Genomic DNA, 20,080 nt, shown 5'->3' with positions numbered 1-20,080 from the left:
GTTATGTTTTTTTTTAGTACAGTGGTCTGTGGTCTAACTGGACAATCTACATGGAGTTCATAACATGAGAGAAGAGGGCAAGATATCAGCTGAGTGCAAGGCGAAGGTTGCTTTGGGGTGATCTGCTGGGAGCAGGATAACGGGACACGGGCAAAAAAAAGGTCGGTCACAGCACAAGGCATTGACAATTTTGGTTTGCTACCACACTACAAGCGGTAGCTGATAGTCAAATCAATTACAAAAGTTACCAACTTTATTTTACAAAATTTGGCAGTCTGACAGTGAGAGTAAGCGATTTGTTACCAACTTTATTTTTTTTCAGAAATTTCACTGCCCGTATTTGCTTACTTCCCAGCGACAAAAGTTACCAACTTTATTTTCCTCCCACAAGGGCTGAGGGCTGAGGGCTGAGGGCTGAGGGCTGAGGGCTGAGGGCTGAGGGCTGAGGGCTGAGGGCTGAGGGCTGAGGGCTGAGGGGATATTTTATTGAGGAGCGTGTCAATGGTTTTAAGTTGTTCCTCTCATTTTTCCAAAAAAACGAGATATGAAGAACCCACCGGCCGCCACCATGACGATGGCCGCGCCGGCGGTCAGATTCAGGTAGTAGGCCAGAAGCAATCCGCTCACGCAGAACACTGTGCTCAGCAGCACGGACCAAACCATCATGGTTCCCAGTGACCTTGCGAACCCTTCCGCCATCACGGCCGGAATGGTCAACAGCGCGATGACCAGGATCAGGCCCACGGCCTGGATGACCGTGACCACGGTCAACGCGGCCAGGGCCAGAAGGCTGAAATACAAGCCGCGTACCGGGACGCCCATGACCCGGGCGTGTTCCTCGTCGTAGGACATGGCCAGCAGGTCGTGATAGAAAAGCCGCGCCCAGCCCAGCACCACCAAATTCAACGCGGCCATCAGCCACAGGTTGGTATCGGGCACCAACAGAATGCTCCCGAACAGGTAACTCATCAAATCCACGTTGTACCCGGGGGTCATGTCCACCAGGATGATCCCCGCGGCCATACCCACGGCCCAGATCACGCCGATGGTGGAGTCGCTGCGATGTTTCGCGCCCAGGCTGACCCCGCCCATGACCAGGGAAGCCAGCAATGCGCACAACGCGGCCCCGAGATACGGCGAAGCGCCCAGATAGATTGCCGCCCCCACCCCGCCATAGGAGGCGTGGGCGATCCCGCCGGAAAGAAAAACCAAACGATTAACCACCACCAGGGCCCCCATCACCCCGCAACAGACGCTGATCAGCAAACAGGCCGTCAAGGCGTTGCGCATGAACTCGTACTGGAAAAAATCCGGCGTCATGAGCAGCGATGTTCCCTGAGCACCCGGTGGGGCACCGGCCCGTGGGTCACCAGCTCCACGGGGCAGTGATAGACGGATTCAAGCATGGTCTGGGTGAACTCGGCCCGGTCGTGGTAATACAGCGTCTTGTTCACGCAGGCCACGGACGTGGCGTAACTGGAGAGAATGGAGAGGTCGTGGCTGACCACGATGATGGTCATGGAGACGTTCAATTCCTTGAGCAAATCGTAGAGCGCGGTCTGAAAGTCCCGGTCCACGCTGGCCGTGGGTTCGTCCAGGAAGAGCAATTCCGGTGCGTTGGCCAGCGCCCTGGCGATAAAGACACGTTGCCGCTGACCGCCGGAAAGCCGGCCGATGCGCCGACCACGCAAATCCCACATGCCCACCCGCTCCAGGGCTTGGCGCGCCGCCCCCCGGTCTGCAGCGTCGAAACCGCGCCAAAAGGTACGGTGAGGCAGACGACCAAGCAGCACCACATCTTCAACCGTAACGGGGAACTGGGTGTGAACATTGGTGTGCTGCGGAACGTACCCCACCTTGCGGGACATTTTCCCAGGGGCCGCATCAAGCACGGAGACGACGCCCTTGTGTGGCCTCAGGATGCCCAGCAAGACTTTGAGCAGCGTGGTCTTGCCTCCGCCGTTGGGCCCCAACACGGCCAAAAAGTCTCCCTGGCGCACACGCAATTCCACGTCTTCCAGGACGGGATGTCCGTCATAGGCGCAACACACGCCCTGGGCATGCACGACTGGGGAGGACATGGAAAACTCCGTTACTGCATCGCTTGCTTGAACTTTTCGGCCACGGTGCGCATGTTCTCCATCCAGTTTTCGGCCAACGGGTTGATGGCGATGGTCTGGCCTTCGATGGCCGAGGCAATGGTTTCCGCGCTACGGGTGGAGAACTGCGGGGAGACGAAGACAACGCGAATCCCCTCTGCCTTGGCCCGCTGAATCAGTAGCTGTAGGTCCTGGGCTTTGGGTTCCTTGCCCTCCAGCTCCACCGGGATCTGCTCCAGCCCGTAATGGCGGGCAAAGTATCCCCAGGCGGGATGAAAAACCATGAACGCCGCCTCCTGCTTTCCAGCCAAGGTATGGCGGATGTCCGCGTCCAGGGCGTCCAGGTCGGCCATGAACGCCTTGAAGTTGGCTTCATATACCGGAGCATGAGCACCGTCGAGGGCCGTCAAGGCCTCGAGGATGTGCCGCGCCTGGATGCGGACCAAGTCCGGTGAAAGCCAGATATGGGTGTCCAGTCCGCCGTGATGCTGGTGGTCGTTGCCGCGGTCTTGGCCATGACCATGGTTGTGAGCGTGTTCATGCCCCTGGCCATGCCCATGCCCATGATCATGGCCGTGGCTCTTTCCGTTAGCATCTTCGGGTCCGTGATCGTGGTTCTTTCCCTGGTCGTGCCCGTAATCACGGTGCTGATGGTGGGGGATCATGGAGAGTTTATCGATGCCCGCATCCGTGTGCAGGAGCTGCAGTTCAGGGTTAAGCGCGGCTATCTTAGGCAAAAGATTTTTCTCGAATTCCACCCCCAGGGCAAAATATATCTTGGCCTGGGCCAAGGTCCGCATCTGGGCCGGATTCGGCTCGTAAACATGCGGGCTGGCTCCCGGCGGGACCATGACGGACACATTCACGAACCGTCCGCCGACGCGTTCCACGAAGTACTTTTGCGGCGCAATGCTCACGAACACCTCAAAAGGCTGTGCCCGAACCGATTCCGCGCCCAGCGTCACGAACAAGAACGCGATCAAAGCAATCCCCAACCTTAAACTCCAATTGCGCATATTCACATCCTCCCGGTTACGGTACGCAATACGGTAAGCCTATCCTCTTTACCTTTCGATGATATTGATCTTGCGATATCATCAAACCAATGGCAAGCAACAGGCTTTGTTGAGAGTCAATTGATAGCCTTCCGGGCTAATGGTGAAGGAGAAAGAGAGAGGAGAGGGCGACCACGACAAAAACGCCCCGAGCGGAAGCGACCGCAAAAAGGCCGACAATGAAACGAAAAACGCAACAACGCCAAGGCATTCAATCGGCCCTTGGCAAAGCCATGGGACCGCTGACCATCCCCGAGATTCACCGGGCGGCCTTAGACTACTCGCCAGGCTTGGGCATTGCCACGGTCTATCGAACCGTTCGAGACATGCTGGAACAGGGCGCAATCTTACAAATCGGCATTCCGGGTGAAATCCCAAGATACGAAGACGCGCATCGTTCGCACCACCATTTTTTTCAGTGCCGTGTCTGTTCCCGCGTCTTCGAAGTCCACGAATGTCCCGCCGACCTGCACCGCATGGTTCCGGAAGGGTTTGAATTGGAGGACCACGAAGTGTTCCTGTTCGGACGCTGCAAGGACTGTCGTGGAGGGCTGACAGACGCGCATCCCTGAACCCGGGCGGAACGAACGGCGTTTGATTCGTCGCTCCCGGGGCCGTGCAACTACACGATCTCCAGGCGTGGCTCCCCGGGCTGATGCCGAACGACCCGCCCGATGACTTCGCTCAGATCCCCACCCTCTTGGAGCATCCTTTGGGCCTCGGCCACTTGCTCCTCGGCAACCCCTAGCACCAAGCCCCCAGAAGTTTGAGCGTCGAAAATCAAGTCCGCGCGCAGAGCATCCACGTCGGGCTTGATTTCCACCTGCCGGGCGCAATGCGTTTTGTTGGCGAAACTCCCGGCCGGGAGCATGCCCATGGCGATCAGTTCCATGGCCTGATCCAGAACCGGGACGCTTTCGGCTTCCAGGATAATCCGCACATCCGAGGCATTGGCCATTTCCAGCAGGTGACCGCCCAGGCCGAATCCGGTCACGTCCGTGGCGCCTTTTAATCCCAGCTTGGCAATGACTTCCCCACCAATTCGGTTCAGTCGCCCGGCCCAGTGGTACAAAAGCTTTTCCAGCTCTTCCGCGCCGGGCAATTCGGCCTTCAGTCCCGTGGCCAAGACGCCGGAGCCCAACGGCTTGGTCAGGATCAGCTGATCGCCGGGACGCAAACCGCCATTGGTCGCGAAGCCTTCCGGAGCGACGAAGCCGGTGACCGCCAAACCGTATTTGACCTCCTGATCTTCGACGCTGTGACCGCCGGCCAACACCGCGCCGGCTTCTTGAATCTTGTCCAATCCGCCGCGCAGAATTTCCTTAAGGATATCCTTGGAAAGCTTTTTGATCGGAAAACAGACGATGTTCATGGCGCACCACGGGGTCCCGCCCATGGCATAGACGTCCGAAAGGGAGTTTGCCGCGGCTATTTGCCCGAACCAATAAGGATTGTTGACAATGGGCGTGAAGAAATCAACGGTCTGAACCAGCGCCATGTTCGGCGGAAAACGCAGTATCGCCGCGTCCTCGGCATGTGCCGTTCCTGAAAGTACGCGCTCGTCCGAACGAATGGCGAGGTCTTTCAAAACGCTCTCCAGGTCCCCTGGAGATATTTTAGAGGCTCAACCGGCGGCACTGACGCCGCGGACCAGAGCGCATGCATCAAGATTGATCATAATCTCACCCTTGTTGATGATGGAGTGAACCAAAGTGGCCACCGGATCGGCGCACCAAGTCGAACACGTTCCCTTCGGCCTGATGCTGGCTCGCCTCGGGTTGTTCCAACGTTTCGGCTGCTTCGGTGACGAATTTCAAAAAATACCGTACGACCGGAAACTGGTGGCGCAAGGGATGGTGGACAACGAAAAAACTGCGCTCGAAGTGCAGTTCCGGAATACTGACGACGGTCAATTCTCCGCGTTGAAGGTATTCCCGAGCGGCCAGACGGGAGCTGACGGAAATTCCCATGCCGCAACGCACGAAACGCAACAAGGCTTCCGTGCCGTCCACGACGCTCACCACGTTTAGTTCCTTGGGCGGACATCCTGCTTTTTCCAGAGCCTGCTCCACGGCAAGTCGCGTACCGGATCCGGGTTGGCGCGCCACCCAAGGCATTTTAACAATGGATTCAACGCTGAAGGGTGGACGACGTCCGGATAAAAAACTTGGCGCCGCCAAGACCACAAGCGAGTCGTCCACCAGGGCCTGAAATTCCAGTTCCGACGATTCGTCCTTGGCGCCGACCACGCCGACACAAAGCTTGCCCCGTGAAATCAAGTCCAGGATATCCAAGGAATCGCCTTCGGCCAGCGAGATGCGCACATTGGGATATCTTCGCAAAAAACGGCTGAGCAATTCGGGGAACAAGTAGTTTGCGGGAATAGTGCTTCCTCCCAGCTTCAACTCGCCGGATACGTCGTTGGACAGCAGACGAATTTCGGACTCGGCTCGGTCCAGGGAGGCGAAGATGGACGCGCAGTGTCTATAGAGAATATCAGCGGCCTGGGTCGGTAAAATACTGCGCCCCAAGCGATCAAACAGCGAAACCTGGATGGACTGTTCCAACGAGGCCACATGCGCGCTGATGGTTGGTTGGGACAAAGCCATATCTTCCGCCGCCCGGGAAAAGCTCCTGCGTTCATAGACCTTGGCAAAGGCTCGCAGTTGACGCATATCCATATTCACGATCCAAACAATAGCTTTTAACTATCAACCAAATCAAAAAAAAGGCAGAGCAATTGCTCTGCCTTTATCATGCATCTCGACGGTTCACTCAGCGGACTTTTCCCGAGAAGCCGGAGAGGCTTCCTCGGACGCAGGACTGAGTGGAGCCGCGCTTTGCGGAGCAGTGGTCGCGGGGGCTACTCCCTGTTCAGCTTGCCCAGTCACGGCCTGATGCTTCGTAAATTCGATAAAAGCCAAAGGCGCGCAATCTCCCGGGCGTGGAGCCCCAAGCTTCAATACGCGTGTATATCCGCCGGGAACATCCCTATACAAGGGAGCAACCTCGTCGAACAAGCGTTTAACCAACGCATGATCGCCCAATACCTTGTACACAAGCCGTCTGGAATGCAGGTCATTGCGTTTTGCCTTGGTCACGAGTTTTTCGACCACGCCGCGGAGTTCCTTGGCCTTGGCTTCCGTGGTTTGAATACGGCCATGCTGGATCAACGCGCTGGCCATGTTCCGAAACATGGCCTTTCGGTGAGCCGGGGTCCGGTTGAACTTTCTACCGCTCTTCCTGTGTCTCATGAGTATCTTCCTTCTTCAGCCATTCCTGATATTTCTCTTCGAAGTTGGGAACGTCGGTCCCAAAATCAAAGCCCATTTTATTGACCACGCGCCGAATTTCCTCCAGCGACTTGCGACCGAAATTCCGCGTTTCCAAAATTTCGTTTTCCGTCTTTTGAACCAATTCCCCGAAGATGGAAATCCCGGCGCTCTTCAGGCAGTTGGTTGCCCTTACGGATAGTTCAAGGTCCTCAATGGACTTGAACAAAAGCGGATCGATGTTTTGGTCCGCGGCGTCCGTTGTTCCCTGTTCATCCTCGCTGTCGTCAAAGGCGATGAACACGGAGAGTTGATCTTTAAGTATCTTGGCGGAGTAGGCAATGGCGTCATCGGGACGCAACGACCCGTCGGTCCAGACTTCCATGACCAACTTGTCATAGTTGGTCATCTGGCCGACTCGCGCTTGCTCCACGGAATAGGCGGCTTTGAGTATGGGAGAAAAATTCGCGTCCAAGGCGATCAACCCGATCTCTTCGTCCACCCCTTCATGCATTTCCGCAGGGAGATATCCTTTGCCCATCCGGACTTCCAGTTCCAAGCGAAAATCGATGTCCTCCGTCAACGTGGCAATGAGCTGATCCGTATTGTAAACCTTAACCCGCTGATTCTCCTGGATGGCGACGGCGGTGACGGCACCTTTCGAGTTCGCCGTGAGCTGAAGACGTTGCGGCTCGTCGGTGGTCATGGCCAATCGGACTTGCTTCAGGTTGAGCACAATATCCGTGACATCCTCCAGAACTCCTGGAATTGTCGAAAACTCGTGCTGGACGCCCTCGATGCGTACGGCGACGATGGCCGCCCCCTGCATGGACGACAGCAGGACGCGACGCAGGGCGTTGCCAATGGTTGTCCCAAATCCGCGTTCCAACGGCTCGCAGATAAACTTGCCGTAGGTATTGGAGGAGCGCTTGTCTTTGACAAGCTGGTCGGGCTTGACCAATTCCGTCCAATTGCGGGTGTTGAGGAGCTTGTCGCCTTTACGAATGAACATTCTATGCACCTGCAAAGATTATTTTGAATACAGCTCAACGATGAGCTGTTCGTTGATCTGAAAAGATATATCTTCGCGAGTCGGAACAGAGACAAGTTTGCCTTTGTGCTGAGCACCATCGACTTCCAACCAAGCGGGAGTTCCGCGTCGGGCGATGACTTGCTGGGCTTCCAGAATCACGGGAATCTTTCGACTCGACTCCTTGACCACGATCTCGTCTCCAATGCGCATCCGTAAGGAGGGGATGTTCACTTTATGGCCGTTCAGTGTGAAATGACCATGGCGGATCAACTGTCGGGCTTGGTCGCGAGAGTTGGCATACCCCATGCGATAAATCACGTTGTCCAAGCGTGTTTCCAACAATACCAACAAGTTGGTGCCGGTCACGCCTCGCTGCTTGTCGGCTTTGGAAAAATAATTTCGGAACGGACGCTCGAGAACTCCGAAAGTTCGGCGCAACTTCTGCTTCTCCCGCAACTGCAACGCATAGTCGCTGAATTTCTTGCGTGCGCGGCCATGCTCTCCGGGTGCGTATGAACGCCGCTCGTAAGCACATTTGTCGGTGAAACAGCGATCACCTTTTAAAAAAAGCTTTGCGCCTTCCCGGCGGCACAATCGGCATTTTGCTTCAGTATATCTGGCCAAAATCTCCTACCTCCCCTCTCCTGAATTAGACTCTTCTGCGTTTGGGCGGACGGCAACCATTGTGCGGAATCGGCGTGATGTCACGGATATAGGTCACCTGAAAGCCGACCTTGTTAATGGCCCGCATGGCGGCTTCACGGCCGGACCCCGGTCCCTTGACCAGAACGCCGACGGTACGCATTCCTTGTTCCTGCGCCTTGCGCGCGGCGGATTCCGCGGCCAATTGCGCCGCGAAGGGGGTGCTTTTACGTGATCCTTTAAAGCCGGCCATTCCGGAACTGGCCCAACTGACGACGTTTCCCTTCTGGTCTGTAAAGGAAATGATGGTGTTGTTAAAGCTGGCCTGGATGTGAGCGACTCCTACTGGAATGTTCTTCTTCTCTTTCCGTTTGCCGGCTTTTCGAGCAGGTCTTGCCATATCTTCTCTTGCTCCTGTCCCTGTATGTTCCTGATTGAATATTGTTCAACAGCCCTTAAAATCGTCGGCTACTTTTTCCGCTTCCCGACGATGGACCGTCTCGGTCCCTTGCGCGTTCGAGCGTTGGCGTGAGTGCTCTGACCACGTACCGGCAAGCCTTTGCGGTGCCGCAAACCTCTGTAGCAACCAATGTCCATCAGGCGTTTAATGTTGCTGGTCACGTCACGACGCAGATCACCCTCTACTTTATAGGTGGATTCAATTTCCTTACGAATGTCGTTGATCTCGTCCGCGTTCAAGTCGTCGGTCTTTTTCGTCCAAGCGATGCTCGTCGCATCCAGGACTTTTAAAGCAGTAGCTCGACCAATTCCGTAGATGTAGGTCAGAGCGATATCCATTCGCTTGTTCTTGGGCAAATCAACCCCAGCGATTCGTGCCACGGTGTTCCTCCATTATCCTTGACGTTGCTTGTGACGGGGGTTTTCGCAAATAACCCGTAAAATTCCATTGCGGCGAATGATTTGACACTTGTCGCAAACTTTCTTCACGGACGGTTTGACTTTCATTTGGTACTCCAACGGTTATTCAATCGATAAGTGATCCGACCTCATTTGAGATCGTACGAAGACATTTCCACTCGAACCTTCATGCCATCTCTTTTATTGGCTTCTTCCTTGACCATATTCCGCGTAACTCCTGCTCAATATTTCAGGACCATTGGAAGTCAAGGCGATGGTATGTTCAAAATGAGCCGCGAGGCTATTGTCTTTAGTCACAGCCGTCCAACGATCGGAAAGGATCTCAACCTCGTCCTTGCCCGCCGTGACCATGGGCTCAATAGCCAGAACCATGCCGGTCTTCAGCGGTATGTCGGAATATCGTTGCGGAATAAAGTTTGGAATCTCAGGCTTTTCGTGCAGGCTTCTACCGATGCCGTGTCCCACGAATCGCTTGACCACCGAACAACCTTGGTCTTCGACATACCGTTGAATAGCGCGAGATATGTCATAGAGCTGATTACCGACGACGGCCGACTGTATTCCGATATCCAGTGCGTCACGAGTAACATCAAGTAACGTCTGGGTGCTGTTTGAAATCGCGCCCACGGGAAACGTCCGAGCGGAGTCCCCATAAAATCCTTGGTATATGACTCCAAAGTCGATGCTGACGATGTCGCCTTCCTGAAGTATCCGATCAGAGGGAAAGCCGTGAACAACTTGTTCATTGACCGAGCAACATATTGCGTATGGGAAACCACGATACCCCTTGAAAGCCGGCTTCACATTGAACCGTGAGCACCACGTCAGGGCAATATCCTCAAGATCGATGGTTTTGATGCCGGGTCTGACGCTTTCCTGCAATGCATCCAGAATAATGGAAACGATCCGATTCGCCTCGCGGAGGATGTTGATCTCTTTCTCATTTTTCAAATAGATGCCCAGATACTTCTTCACACCTACCGCCTGCCTTTAATCCGTGTTTTCTGCATCAGTCCTTCGTACTGATGGGTAATGAGATACGAATCGACCTTGCTCATGGTGTCCATGGCGACGACCACCGCGATCAGCACGCCTGTGCCGCCAAAATAAAAAGGAACGTTAAACTGTGAAATGAGCAACATCGGCAAAACGCAGATGGCAGAAATGTACAACGACCCCCAAAGGGTTATCCGACTAAGAACGGTGTCGATGTATTCTCGTGTTTTCAAACCGGGACGAATACCAGGAATGAAGCCGCCTTGTTTACGAATATTTTCGGCGATATCCTTGGGATCAAAAATAATAGCCGTATAAAAATAACAAAAGAAAATAATCAACGCGACAAACACAGTATTGTAAAGAATCGTCGCGGGATCAAACATCATCGAAACTCTATTCAAAATCTCGGACTGAGAAAAAGAAGCCAAAGTTGCCGGAAACATCAACATGGAGGACGCGAAAATCGGGGGAATGACTCCAGCGGTATTGATCTTCAACGGCAAATGCGTCGTCTGTCCGCCGTACATTTTTCGGCCAAGCATCCGCTTGGCGTACTGGATGGGTATCCTGCGTTGTCCTCGCTCCATGAAAACGATGAAGATCAATACGCCGGCGACAAGCAAAGCCAGGAGCAGAGCGACGAACAACGAAATCTGGCCCGCGCTCATCAACCGAAAGGTATTGATGATCGCCCCCGGCAACTGGGCGACGATACCGGCGAAAATGATCAATGAAATTCCATTGCCGATGCCGTATTCGGTGATTTGTTCACCAATCCACATCAACAGGACGGTCCCGGACACCATGGTGATGATCGTGGTCAGGCGGAAGGCCCAGCCTGGGTCCATGACCACCGCAGCCCCGCCGGGGCTGGTCATGTTCTCGATCCCGATAGCGATGCCCAAGCCTTGAACAGCGGCGATCATTACCGTTCCATACCGGGTGTACTGCGTTATCTTCTTCCGCCCGGAAGCCCCCTCTTCTTTGAGGCGCTTTAACTCCGGACTGACCACCGTCAACAGCTGGATGATGATCGATGCAGAGATATAGGGCATAATGCCCAAGGCAAAAATGGACAGATTGCTCAGCCCGCCGCCGGCGAACATGTCGAACATTCCGAACAGTGTTCCCTGCATGCTGGCGAAGAAATCCGCCATGGCCCTGGAATCGACCCCGGGAACGGGAATATGCACCCCGATCCGGCATGTCGCCAAGAGCAAAAACGTAAACAGGATCTTGCGTTTTAATTCCGCCAGACCACCGGATTTACTGGTTGTTTGCTGCACTCTGTTCGCCTTCCATGGCAACGGCTTGGCCACCGGCTTTGGAAATCTTCTCTATGGCCTGTTTACTGAATCGATGCGCCTCTACCTGAACGGCGGTGGAGATATCCCCTCTAGCCAGAACCTTGATCGGCAGTCCGCGCTTGCCGAATCCAGCGGCATAAATGGCTTCCAGGGAAATATGCTCGGCTTGCGGAAAGAATTCCAACAACCGATCCAAATTGACGACGGCGTATTCCGTTCGAAAGGGATTCTTGAATCCGCCCTTGGGGAGTCGCCGTTGAAGAGGCATCTGACCGCCTTCAAAACCGGGCGCCTTGGTTCCCCCGCTGCGGGATTTTTGTCCCTTATTTCCCTTGCCGGAAGTGCATCCCCAGCCGCTGCCGGACCCTCGTCCGACACGCTTTCTGTTTTTGCGCTCTTCATAAAACGGATAGAGATCATGTAATTGCATAGTGTCCTTCCAGGGGCCGCGCGTAAGAATTTCCCCGCGCGTTTACGTGCTTGAAGATGGAGACGGTATCGTAGAAAACCGCCCTAACGGGCAAGGCTGACGTTCTGTCCGCGCAAGGCGCTCACCTGTTCCGCGGAACGGAGGGAGACAAGGCCCTGCACGGTGGCCTTCAACACGTTATGCGGGTTGTTGGTCCCAATGGCTTTCGTCAAAATATCGCTCACGCCGACGGCTTCCATGACGGCTCGAACCGGGCCACCGGCTATGATTCCCGTTCCCTTGGAGGCGGGCTTTAAAACCACGCGTCCGGCGCCGTATTGTCCTTCAACCTTGTACGGAACGGTTCCATCGACAAGATTGATTTTTTGCATGGTCTTCCGCGCTCTTTCCGTGGCTTTGCGAATCGCCTCAGGGACCTCGTTGGCCTTGCCGAGGCCGTATCCAACGGAATCCTTGCCGTTGCCGACGACGACAAGAGCACTAAAGCTGAATCGACGACCACCTTTGACCACTTTGGCCACGCGATTCAGATACACGATTTTCTCAATGAACCCTAACTGCGTCTGTTCCATGAAGGTCCCCATTAAAATTTAAGTCCGCCCTCACGAGCGCCATCGGCAAGAGCCTTGATCTTCCCGTGATAGATGTAGCCGCCGCGATCAAATACGGCTTGGTGGATATCCTTTTCCTTGGCCTTGCTCGCCAGGTCCTTCCCGACCTGCATGGCTGCGTCCCGCGTGAAACCGCTTACGCCGCCGTCCTTCGACAGATTGAAGGATGAAGATGAAGCAAGGGTATGGCCGTTGGCGTCATCGACCAATTGCGCATAAATGTATGCATTGGAACGAAAGACCACCAAGCGAGGACACAGGGCATTACCACTAATTTTTTTCCGAATGCGCTGCCTACGACGCATCCTGGCTTGATTTTTAGTGTATTTCATGAACTAATCCTACTTTTTACCTGTTTTGCCAGCCTTACGCCGAATCACTTCATCCGCGTACTTGATTCCCTTGCCTTTGAACGGCTCAGGCGGGCGGAAGCGACGAATTTGCGCGGCAACTTCGCCGACCTGCTCTTTGTCGATTCCCTGCAAGGTCAGCTTATTTCCCTCGACCTTGGCGGACATGCCTTGCGGCAGGCTGTACTCGACTGGATGAGAAAAACCGACGTTCAGGGTGATTTTTGAGCCATCAACAGCGACTTTATACCCGACGCCGATAACCTCGAGAATTTTTTGAAAGCCTTCGGTCACTCCCTGAACGGAATTCGCCAGGAGGGTCCGCCGCAGACCGAACTGTTCCCGGGCGGACCGAGAATCGTCTACCCGAGACAGATGTACGGCATCGTCCTTCAACTCATACGAAATCTTGGCGTGGGTTGGAGTTTTCAGCTCCCCCTTGGGCCCCTTGATTTCGATCACGTCCTTGTGGACACGGACCTCGACGCCCTTGGGCACCGGAACCGGATTCTTACCAATGCGTGACATTATCGCTTCTCCTTACCAAACTTCACAGAGGAGTTCACCGCCGACATTCTCGGCACTTGCGGCTCGCCCTTCCAAGACGCCTTTGGGCGTGGAAAGGATGGCGATGCCGAGACCGTTCTGAACGGCGGGTATTTCCTTCGCTCCGACGTAAATTCGAAGACCGGGCTTGCTCAGCCGTCGAGATCCGGAAATAGCACCCTTGGAAGAGAGATATTTCAGGACGACGCGGATATTGCGCTCCTCTCGAGCTACATCTGAAACAAAACCATGATCTTTGAGGATAGCGGCAATGGACTCCGTCATCCGAGACGCGGGGAAGTGGACATCTTTGTGCAGAGCCTTTTGGGCGTTCCGAATTCGCGTAAGCATGTCCGCTATGGGATCATTAAGCAACATGGGCAGACCTCGTTTACCAACTGGATTTTCTTACCCCGGGCAATTCTCCTGCCAGGGACATATTGCGAAAGCAGATGCGACAAATACCAAAATGCCGTAAAAAAGCACGAGACCGGCCGCACAAGGGGCAGCGATTATAGGCGCGAGTTGAAAATTTTGGTTTTCTTGCGGCCTTGATTTTAAGAGCGGTGCGAGCCAAAGCATCCTCCTTGCGTTATTTTTTAAATGGCATGCCCAACAACTGCAGAAGGGCCTTGCCTTCCTTGTCGGTGGAAGCAGTGGTCACGATGGTGATGTTCATACCCTTAACCCGGTCGACGCGATCCATGTTGATCTCGGGAAATATGGTATGTTCCTTGATGCCCATGGTGAAGTTGCCTCGGCCATCGAAGCCGCGATCCGGAATGCCGCGAAAGTCACGGACACGAGGCAAGGAGAAGGACACCAACTTATCCAAAAAGTCCCACATGCGCTCCCGACGCAGGGTGACGCGGCAACCGACCGGCATTCCTTCGCGCAGCTTGTAGGCCGCGATGGACTTTTTCGCCCTGGTGACGACGGCCTTCTGCCCGGCAATTTGGGTCAGCTCCAAAACGGCGTCTTCGATCAGCTTGTTGTTCTGAGAAGCCTCACCAAGGCCGATGTTCAGGCTGATGCTTTGGATTTTAGGAATCTCCATCGGAGAGGAGTACCCGAAATCCTTCATCAGTTCCGGGGCGACCTTGCTCTTGTATATTTCCTGCAGCCTAGACATGACGCACCTTACGCAATAATTTCGTTACACTTTTTACAAAAACGCACTTTTTTGTCCGTGTCGATGATCTTGTACCCAACCCTGGTGGGTTTGGCGCAATTATCACAAACCAGCGTCACATTGGACAAGTGCAAAGGATTTTCCTTTTCCTGGATCCCGCCGGCCTCCCCTTTGTAGGGATTGCCCTTGGAATGCCGCTTGACCTTATTTACACCCTCAACGAGGACACGTTCCGTTTTAGGAAAAAGTTTCAAGACCTTGCCGATCTTTCCCTTTTCCTTTCCAACCATGATCATGACCTTGTCGTTTTTATGGATCTTTCGATTTTTCATGATACTTACCTACAGTACTTCTGGAGCCAAGGAAACGATTTTCATGAAATTCTTGGATCGCAACTCCCGAGCGACCGGGCCGAAAATACGTGTCCCCACGGGCTCGTTCTGCTTGTTCAGAAGTACGGCTGAGTTGTTGTCGAACCGGATGAAGGATCCGTCCGGCCGATTGACTTCCTTTTTGGTCCGGACGATGACGGCACGCATCACCTCGCCCTTCTTGACCTTGGAGTGCGGCATGGCTTCCTTGACGGAAACGACGATAATATCGCCGATGGATGCGTATCTGCGGTGACTCCCGCCGAGCACCTTGACGCAAAACACCTTCTTGGCACCAGAGTTGTCGGCGACGTCGAGTAAAGATTGAACCTGGATCATAATAGCCTCTTAGACAGCCTTTTGCAGTACTTGTTTGAGTTGCCAGCACTTGCGCTTGCTCAAGGGTCGGCTTTCAATAATTTCGACGGTGTCACCGATGTTGCACTGATTAAGGTCATCATGCGCCATCATTTTTTTCCGTCTTCGGATGTACTTCTTGAACAAAGGATGTTTTTCCAGCTTGTTCACCGAGACGACGATGGTTTTCTCAGCCTTGTTGCTGAGAACGACACCGACTTCCGTGCGTTTGGTCTTCTGTTTCAACTCAGCATTCATGATTTTGCTCCAGCGTTTTGCTCAGACAATACCGTCAGTATTCGGGCCACGGTCCTTCGTACATAAGGCAGCCGCTGCGTGTTCTCCAACTGAGCCGTTTTATGCTGAAAGCGCAGGTTGAACAGTTCCTTGCGAAATTCAAGAAGCTTTTCGTTGAGTTCCGTGCTGGAGAGTTCGCGCAGTTCTTTAGATTTCATGACTTAGGCCTCCCGCAACACGATACTGGTCTTGATGGGCAGCTTATAGGAAGCCCGACGCAGGGCCTCGGAAGCAAGCTCCAGGCTGACCCCTTTGATTTCGTACAAAACCCGACCTCGCCGGACCGGCGCGCACCAGCCGACAGGAGCGCCTTTTCCCTTCCCCTGGCGGGTTTCAGCGGGCTTGGCGGTAATGGGTTTGTCGGGAAAAACCCGAATCCAGACTTTTCCGCCACGCTTGATGTGCCGCATCATGGCAATACGAGCAGACTCAATCTGTTGGTTGGTCAACTTCCCGGGCTCCAAAGCCTTCAGCCCGATGTCGCCGAAAACCACCAAACTGCCGCGGAGGGCCGAACCCTTGATGCGGTTCTTTTGTTGCTTTCGGAATTTAACTTTTTTGGGACTCAACATTACTGAATCACCTCATCGAGAATCTCGCCTTTAAAAATCCAAACCTTCACGCCGATCACGCCGTACGTGGTCTTTGCAATGGCTTGCCCATAATCAATATCGGCCCGCAAGGTGTGCAACGGAACGCGTCCGTCACGATTCCATTCGCTCCGGGCGATTTCAGCGCCGCCCAGTCGTCCGGCGACATTGATCTTGATCCCTTCCGCGCCGAACTTTCTCGCCAACCCGACGGTCCGCTTCATGGCACGACGAAAAGCCACCCTGCGCTCCAGCTGCAACGCGACGTTTTCCGCGACCAATTGAGCATCGGTCTCCGGTCGACGGATTTCAATGACTTCCAGAGCGAAATCCTTTTGGAACTTTTTCTTCAAGGTTGCCCGCAAGTTCTCGATTTCAACGCCCTTGCGTCCAATTACGATACCGGGTCGCGCGGTAAAGAGGATCAGCCTGATCTTACTGGCGGCTCTTTCAATTTCAATTTTGGAAATACCGGCGTGGTACAAGGTCTTTTTCAAAAAATTACGTATCAGGCGATCTTCATGCACAAACGCTGCGTAATCCTTTTTACTAAACCACCTGGACTGCCAATTCTTGGTGTACCCAAGCCGGAACCCAATGGGATGCGTCTTCTGGCCCAATTCTTTATCCTCCTACGCTTCCTCAACAATGACAGTGATATGACTTGTCCGCTTCAGGACCCGATAGGCGCGTCCCATGGCCCGTGGGCGAATACGTTTCCATGAAGGACCATCATTGATAATGATGTTTTTAACGAACAACGTATCTACGTCCACACCGCCGAGCTGTTCCGCGTTGGCAATGGCGGAATGCAATACCTTGTCCAATACGGCGGCGGCCTTTTTCGGAGTGAACTTCAAAATTTTCCGCGCTTCCTCGACATTCTTTCCCCGAACATTGGCGGCCACCAGCCGAGCCTTCTGTGAGGAGATGCGCACGAACCGCGCGACAGATTTCGCTTCCATGATCACAAGCCTCCAGAACTACTTTTTGCCTTTTACAGCGCTCTTTTTGCCACCGGCATGGGCATGAAAGGTCCTGGTGGGTGAAAACTCACCAAGCTTATGACCAACCATGTTTTCCGTAACAAAGACGGGGATGAACTTCTTGCCGTTATGCACGGCAAAGGTCAGCCCAACCATTTCAGGAACAATCGTCGAACGACGTGACCATGTCTTGATCACTTTCCGATCATTCGTTTCATTGGCCTTGGTCACTTTCTTGAGCACATGCCCGTCGACAAAAGGACCTTTTTTTACTGATCGTGGCATATCCGTGACTCCTATTTCTGGCCGCGACGTTTGACGATGAGCTTCGAAGAGGGCTTCCGGCGATTGCGGGTCTTATAGCCCTTGGTCGGTTTCCCCCATGGCGTACAGGGATGCCGGCCACCGGAACTCTTGCCTTCACCGCCGCCAAGAGGATGGTCCACCGGGTTCATGGCCACGCCGCGAACCTTGGGACGACGGCCGAGCCAGCGATTTCGTCCAGCCTTTCCAATGGAAACCTGTTCGTGGTCCGTGTTGCCGACCTGCCCAACGGTCGCTCGACAGGTTGCCAAAATTTTACGCACTTCACCGGAAGGAAGCCGCAGCAAGGCATACTTTTCTTCCTTGGCCACGAGTTGCGCGTAGGTCCCGGCGCTGCGGCAAAGCTGACCGCCCTTGCCGGGCGTCATCTCCACGTTATGGATGATCGTTCCCACGGGAATTCTCGACAAGTACATGGCGTTGCCCGGAAAAATATCCGCCTTGTTTCCGGCGACGATGGTATCTCCGACCTTGACGCCGTCAGGGGCCAAAATATACCGCTTCTCGCCATCGGCGTAATGCAGCAAGGCAATGCGGGCACTGCGGTTCGGGTCGTACTCAATGAAGGCCACTTTGGCCTGAACATCAAATTTATCTCGTTTGAAATCGATGACCCGAAAACGCCTCTTGTGACCGGAGCCTCTCCGGCGGGAAGTAATCCGCCCAAGGTTGTTTCGTCCGCTTTTTTTGGCGCGTCCCTTGGTCAACGACTTTTCAGGCTTGCCACGATTGATCTCGGCGAACTCCGATACGGATTGAAACCGTGTCCCGGGAGAAGTCGGTTTGAGCTTACGTATAGACATTGGTTAGACCCCTTCAAAGAAATCGATTTTTTCGCCTTCGGCAAGGGTCACATAAGCTTTCCGGAAACCGGTATCGCGAGCGAGTCGACGATTGGCCTTGCGTTGGGTGAGCGTCTTTTTCCGTGCGATGTTGACCTTGCTGACCTTCACGTCAAAGGCGTCCTGCACCGCTTTCTTGACTTCAATCTTGTTGGCGGAAGGATGGACCTGAAAGACCACCTGGTTGGCCGCGCTTTTGATCAGCGTCGCCTTTTCGGAGACATGCGGTCGAAGCAAAATTTGCGTGTAGTTCATGGTTATTTCAACCTTTTCTGAAGTGATTCGATGGCAGCGGCGGAGACCATCAGCCGCGGATGACGCAACACTTCATAGACGTTGACGCCGTCGGCGGTTCGTACGGACACCCCGGGAATGTTCCGGGACGAAAGCGTAAGCTTGTTATCCACTTCCGAAAGAACAATCAAGACCTTCGGCATGTCGAACAGTTGCACGAACTGATTAAACGTCTTGGTTTTAACCTCTTCAAGTCCTATGCCGTCCACCACGGTCAGATTCTTGTCGGCCAGGCGAGCGGAAAGCGCCATGCGCATGGCCAGCTTTTGAACCTTTTTATTAACCTTGAAAGAGTAATCTCTGGCCGTGGGGCCATGGGTGACCGCACCGGAACGCCACAGAGGCGAGCGATTCGAGCCAGCCCGAGCTCTGCCCGTTCCCTTTTGCCGCCAAGGCTTTTTCCCGCCGCCGCGAATAGTGGACCTGGTCTTTACGCCAACGGTTCCAGAGCGCTTCGCGGCCAAATGCGACCGTACAACCAAATGGAGAATCTCTGGGCGCGCTTCAACCTCGAAAACCTCGGGATCCAGCGTCAATTCACCCACAACCTGTCGCTGCTGATTAAAAATATCGACCACAGCCATTTCATCCACCTTTTCTTCTTTACGCCTGTTGCTTTCTGACAATCACAAGCCCGTTCTTCGGCCCGGGGATCTGCCCTTTGACCAGCAGCAAATTGTCACCCGCACGGACGGCCACGACCTCGACATTCTTGTATGAAGTCTTTCGGTCTCCCATGTGACCGGCCATTTTCTTTCCCTTGATGACGCGTCCGGGCTTGGTGTTGCACCCAATGGAGCCCGCGTTACGATGGATTTTTTCAGCGCCGTGAGACGCTGATCCACCGCGAAACCCCCAGCGCTTCACAACGCCGGCAAAGCCCTTTCCCTTGGAGTTGCCGGTGATCTTGACCTTTTCACCAGGCGTGAAGATCTCCAGCCCAAGAGCCTGTCCGATTTCGTACCCTTCGACGGATTCGAGACGAAATTCACGCAGATGCCGATAATACCCGCTTCCGGCCTTGTCCAAATGGCCCTTCAGCGGCTTGTTCAACTTATTGGGCCGGGACTCTTCGAAGCCGACCTGCAAAGCGGAGTATCCGTCCTTCGCGCGTTCCTTGACCTGGACGATGGGGCACGGCCCGGCCTGGATCACCGTTACCGGGATGACCATTCCGTCGCTCCCGAAAATTCGGCTCATTCCCAGCTTTCGGCCAAGGATTCCCAGTGTATTCGACATGACTTGCCCCCGTTATAACTTGATTTCCACGTCGACGCCGGCGGGAAGATTGAGTTTTCCCAAGGCGTCCACGGTTTGTTGCGTCGGTTCCAGAATGTCCAGGAGACGTTTGTGAACCCGGACCTCGAACTGTTCCCGAGACTTCTTATCCACGTGCACGGACCTGTTCACGGTGTACTTATGGATATTGGTCGGAATGGGAATCGGCCCGGCAAGTCCGGCTCCGGTATTCCGCGCCGTGTCGACGATCTCGGCCACGGCCTTGTCCAAAATTCTGTAGTCAAAGGCCTTGAGTTTAATCCTGATGCGGTCGCTGTTCATAGTCATACCCTATTCGACGATTTCGGAGATGACGCCGGCGCCGACGGTCCGGCCGCCTTCGCGGATGGCGAAGCGCACGCCAAGTTCCATGGCGATGGGGGCGA

The 20,080-nt window shown here is 54.3% G+C and carries 35 protein-coding genes; 1 reads left to right on the top strand and 34 read right to left on the bottom strand.

Features of this window, described 5'->3' with window-relative positions; translation table 11 throughout:
* Positions 1-507: 507 nt before the first annotated feature.
* From DESLA_RS0100165 to DESLA_RS22065, 3 genes are read right to left on the bottom strand one after another with little or no spacing between them, the layout of a single operon-like run.
* Entirely contained in the window at positions 508-1,320 is an 813-nt protein-coding gene (locus DESLA_RS0100165) for a metal ABC transporter permease (protein ID WP_035261137.1), read from the bottom strand.
* Positions 1,317-2,081: a metal ABC transporter ATP-binding protein gene (locus DESLA_RS0100160; protein ID WP_028570895.1), complete on the bottom strand. Its 765-nt coding sequence runs from the start codon at positions 2,079-2,081 to the stop codon at positions 1,317-1,319. The genes DESLA_RS0100165 and DESLA_RS0100160 overlap by 4 nt, the downstream gene beginning before the upstream one ends.
* 11 nt (positions 2,082-2,092) lie before the next feature.
* Positions 2,093-3,115 carry a metal ABC transporter solute-binding protein, Zn/Mn family gene (locus DESLA_RS22065; protein ID WP_035261135.1) on the bottom strand — a complete coding sequence of 341 codons (1,023 nt, stop codon included), beginning with the start codon at positions 3,113-3,115 and terminating at the stop codon, positions 2,093-2,095.
* A 218-nt stretch (positions 3,116-3,333) separates the two neighbouring features.
* Here DESLA_RS22065 and DESLA_RS0100150 point away from each other — a divergent pair, with 218 nt between their 5' ends.
* Positions 3,334-3,726: a Fur family transcriptional regulator gene (locus tag DESLA_RS0100150; protein WP_028570894.1), complete on the top strand. Its 393-nt coding sequence runs from the start codon at positions 3,334-3,336 to the stop codon at positions 3,724-3,726.
* Positions 3,727-3,776: 50 nt separating this feature from the next.
* Here DESLA_RS0100150 and selD read toward each other — a convergent pair whose 3' ends face one another.
* From selD to DESLA_RS22050, 31 genes are all read right to left on the bottom strand, one after another.
* Positions 3,777-4,832, bottom strand: coding sequence for a selenide, water dikinase SelD (gene selD, locus DESLA_RS0100145; RefSeq protein WP_084032167.1), 1,056 nt, complete (start codon positions 4,830-4,832; stop codon positions 3,777-3,779).
* Positions 4,833-4,836: 4 nt separating this feature from the next.
* Entirely contained in the window at positions 4,837-5,835 is a 999-nt protein-coding gene (locus tag DESLA_RS17800) for a selenium metabolism-associated LysR family transcriptional regulator (protein WP_051434235.1), read from the bottom strand.
* A gap of 90 nt (positions 5,836-5,925) precedes the next feature.
* Positions 5,926-6,408, bottom strand: coding sequence for a 50S ribosomal protein L17 (gene rplQ, locus DESLA_RS17795; RefSeq protein ID WP_051434234.1), 483 nt, complete (start codon positions 6,406-6,408; stop codon positions 5,926-5,928).
* Complete coding sequence (locus DESLA_RS0100130; RefSeq protein ID WP_028570892.1) at positions 6,386-7,438, bottom strand: DNA-directed RNA polymerase subunit alpha; 1,053 nt, start codon at positions 7,436-7,438, stop codon at positions 6,386-6,388. The genes rplQ and DESLA_RS0100130 overlap by 23 nt, the downstream gene beginning before the upstream one ends.
* A gap of 18 nt (positions 7,439-7,456) precedes the next feature.
* On the bottom strand, positions 7,457-8,083 hold the full coding sequence (rpsD, locus tag DESLA_RS0100125) for a 30S ribosomal protein S4 (protein ID WP_028570891.1): 627 nt from the start codon (positions 8,081-8,083) through the stop codon (positions 7,457-7,459).
* A 25-nt stretch (positions 8,084-8,108) separates the two neighbouring features.
* A complete protein-coding gene (gene rpsK, locus DESLA_RS0100120) occupies positions 8,109-8,501 on the bottom strand; it encodes a 30S ribosomal protein S11 (RefSeq protein ID WP_028570890.1) in 393 nt (130 codons plus the stop codon).
* A gap of 68 nt (positions 8,502-8,569) precedes the next feature.
* Positions 8,570-8,941, bottom strand: a complete 372-nt coding sequence (gene rpsM / locus DESLA_RS0100115; RefSeq protein WP_028570889.1) for a 30S ribosomal protein S13 — start codon at positions 8,939-8,941, stop codon at positions 8,570-8,572.
* 12 nt (positions 8,942-8,953) lie between these two features.
* On the bottom strand, positions 8,954-9,067 hold the full coding sequence (gene rpmJ, locus DESLA_RS22060) for a 50S ribosomal protein L36 (RefSeq protein WP_084031770.1): 114 nt from the start codon (positions 9,065-9,067) through the stop codon (positions 8,954-8,956).
* A gap of 93 nt (positions 9,068-9,160) precedes the next feature.
* Positions 9,161-9,955, bottom strand: coding sequence for a type I methionyl aminopeptidase (gene map / locus DESLA_RS0100110; RefSeq protein ID WP_028570888.1), 795 nt, complete (start codon positions 9,953-9,955; stop codon positions 9,161-9,163).
* A gap of 2 nt (positions 9,956-9,957) precedes the next feature.
* Positions 9,958-11,265 (bottom strand): preprotein translocase subunit SecY, encoded by a 1,308-nt coding sequence (secY, locus tag DESLA_RS0100105; protein WP_028570887.1) that lies wholly within the window; start codon positions 11,263-11,265, stop codon positions 9,958-9,960.
* Positions 11,246-11,716 (bottom strand): 50S ribosomal protein L15, encoded by a 471-nt coding sequence (gene rplO, locus DESLA_RS0100100; protein ID WP_028570886.1) that lies wholly within the window; start codon positions 11,714-11,716, stop codon positions 11,246-11,248. Before rplO ends, secY begins: the two co-directional genes overlap by 20 nt.
* Before the next feature lie 83 nt (positions 11,717-11,799).
* Positions 11,800-12,288, bottom strand: a complete 489-nt coding sequence (gene rpsE, locus DESLA_RS0100095; RefSeq protein WP_028570885.1) for a 30S ribosomal protein S5 — start codon at positions 12,286-12,288, stop codon at positions 11,800-11,802.
* 11 nt (positions 12,289-12,299) lie between these two features.
* Complete coding sequence (gene rplR / locus DESLA_RS0100090) at positions 12,300-12,659, bottom strand: 50S ribosomal protein L18 (RefSeq protein WP_028570884.1); 360 nt, start codon at positions 12,657-12,659, stop codon at positions 12,300-12,302.
* Between the two features lie 9 nt (positions 12,660-12,668).
* Positions 12,669-13,205 (bottom strand): 50S ribosomal protein L6, encoded by a 537-nt coding sequence (gene rplF / locus DESLA_RS0100085; RefSeq protein ID WP_028570883.1) that lies wholly within the window; start codon positions 13,203-13,205, stop codon positions 12,669-12,671.
* Positions 13,206-13,217: 12 nt separating this feature from the next.
* Positions 13,218-13,598 carry a 30S ribosomal protein S8 gene (rpsH, locus tag DESLA_RS0100080; RefSeq protein ID WP_084032166.1) on the bottom strand — a complete coding sequence of 127 codons (381 nt, stop codon included), beginning with the start codon at positions 13,596-13,598 and terminating at the stop codon, positions 13,218-13,220.
* A gap of 16 nt (positions 13,599-13,614) precedes the next feature.
* Positions 13,615-13,800: a type Z 30S ribosomal protein S14 gene (locus DESLA_RS22055; RefSeq protein ID WP_084031769.1), complete on the bottom strand. Its 186-nt coding sequence runs from the start codon at positions 13,798-13,800 to the stop codon at positions 13,615-13,617.
* A 15-nt stretch (positions 13,801-13,815) separates the two neighbouring features.
* Positions 13,816-14,355 (bottom strand): 50S ribosomal protein L5, encoded by a 540-nt coding sequence (gene rplE / locus DESLA_RS0100075; RefSeq protein WP_028570881.1) that lies wholly within the window; start codon positions 14,353-14,355, stop codon positions 13,816-13,818.
* Positions 14,356-14,363: 8 nt separating this feature from the next.
* The gene (gene rplX, locus DESLA_RS0100070) at positions 14,364-14,687 is read right to left on the bottom strand and encodes a 50S ribosomal protein L24 (RefSeq protein WP_028570880.1); all 324 of its coding nucleotides are present in this window, start codon (positions 14,685-14,687) and stop codon (positions 14,364-14,366) included.
* 9 nt (positions 14,688-14,696) lie between these two features.
* The gene (gene rplN / locus DESLA_RS0100065) at positions 14,697-15,065 is read right to left on the bottom strand and encodes a 50S ribosomal protein L14 (RefSeq protein WP_028570879.1); all 369 of its coding nucleotides are present in this window, start codon (positions 15,063-15,065) and stop codon (positions 14,697-14,699) included.
* A 9-nt stretch (positions 15,066-15,074) separates the two neighbouring features.
* Positions 15,075-15,341 (bottom strand): 30S ribosomal protein S17, encoded by a 267-nt coding sequence (gene rpsQ / locus DESLA_RS0100060; RefSeq protein ID WP_035261131.1) that lies wholly within the window; start codon positions 15,339-15,341, stop codon positions 15,075-15,077.
* The gene (gene rpmC / locus DESLA_RS0100055; protein WP_028570877.1) at positions 15,338-15,538 is read right to left on the bottom strand and encodes a 50S ribosomal protein L29; all 201 of its coding nucleotides are present in this window, start codon (positions 15,536-15,538) and stop codon (positions 15,338-15,340) included. Before rpmC ends, rpsQ begins: the two co-directional genes overlap by 4 nt.
* Before the next feature lie 3 nt (positions 15,539-15,541).
* Positions 15,542-15,952 (bottom strand): 50S ribosomal protein L16, encoded by a 411-nt coding sequence (rplP, locus tag DESLA_RS0100050; protein WP_028570876.1) that lies wholly within the window; start codon positions 15,950-15,952, stop codon positions 15,542-15,544.
* A complete protein-coding gene (gene rpsC / locus DESLA_RS0100045; protein WP_028570875.1) occupies positions 15,952-16,590 on the bottom strand; it encodes a 30S ribosomal protein S3 in 639 nt (212 codons plus the stop codon). Before rpsC ends, rplP begins: the two co-directional genes overlap by 1 nt.
* A 12-nt stretch (positions 16,591-16,602) precedes the next feature.
* Positions 16,603-16,935, bottom strand: coding sequence for a 50S ribosomal protein L22 (gene rplV, locus DESLA_RS0100040; protein WP_028570874.1), 333 nt, complete (start codon positions 16,933-16,935; stop codon positions 16,603-16,605).
* Between the two features lie 18 nt (positions 16,936-16,953).
* Positions 16,954-17,241 (bottom strand): 30S ribosomal protein S19, encoded by a 288-nt coding sequence (gene rpsS, locus DESLA_RS0100035; protein WP_028570873.1) that lies wholly within the window; start codon positions 17,239-17,241, stop codon positions 16,954-16,956.
* 11 nt (positions 17,242-17,252) lie between these two features.
* Entirely contained in the window at positions 17,253-18,083 is an 831-nt protein-coding gene (rplB, locus tag DESLA_RS0100030) for a 50S ribosomal protein L2 (protein WP_028570872.1), read from the bottom strand.
* 3 nt (positions 18,084-18,086) lie between these two features.
* A complete protein-coding gene (rplW, locus tag DESLA_RS0100025; RefSeq protein ID WP_028570871.1) occupies positions 18,087-18,377 on the bottom strand; it encodes a 50S ribosomal protein L23 in 291 nt (96 codons plus the stop codon).
* Positions 18,378-18,379: 2 nt separating this feature from the next.
* Complete coding sequence (gene rplD, locus DESLA_RS0100020; RefSeq protein ID WP_028570870.1) at positions 18,380-19,000, bottom strand: 50S ribosomal protein L4; 621 nt, start codon at positions 18,998-19,000, stop codon at positions 18,380-18,382.
* A gap of 19 nt (positions 19,001-19,019) precedes the next feature.
* Positions 19,020-19,655, bottom strand: coding sequence for a 50S ribosomal protein L3 (gene rplC / locus DESLA_RS0100015; protein WP_028570869.1), 636 nt, complete (start codon positions 19,653-19,655; stop codon positions 19,020-19,022).
* Positions 19,656-19,667: 12 nt separating this feature from the next.
* On the bottom strand, positions 19,668-19,982 hold the full coding sequence (gene rpsJ, locus DESLA_RS0100010; protein ID WP_031388529.1) for a 30S ribosomal protein S10: 315 nt from the start codon (positions 19,980-19,982) through the stop codon (positions 19,668-19,670).
* A gap of 3 nt (positions 19,983-19,985) precedes the next feature.
* On the bottom strand, positions 19,986-20,080 hold a 95-nt coding region (locus DESLA_RS22050; RefSeq protein WP_492207366.1), incomplete at its 5' end, for an EF-Tu C-terminal domain-related protein.

It is taken from the genome of Desulfonatronum lacustre DSM 10312 (assembly GCF_000519265.1).
Classification (GTDB): domain Bacteria; phylum Desulfobacterota; class Desulfovibrionia; order Desulfovibrionales; family Desulfonatronaceae; genus Desulfonatronum; species Desulfonatronum lacustre.
This window is presented reverse-complemented; position numbering and strand designations above follow the sequence as displayed.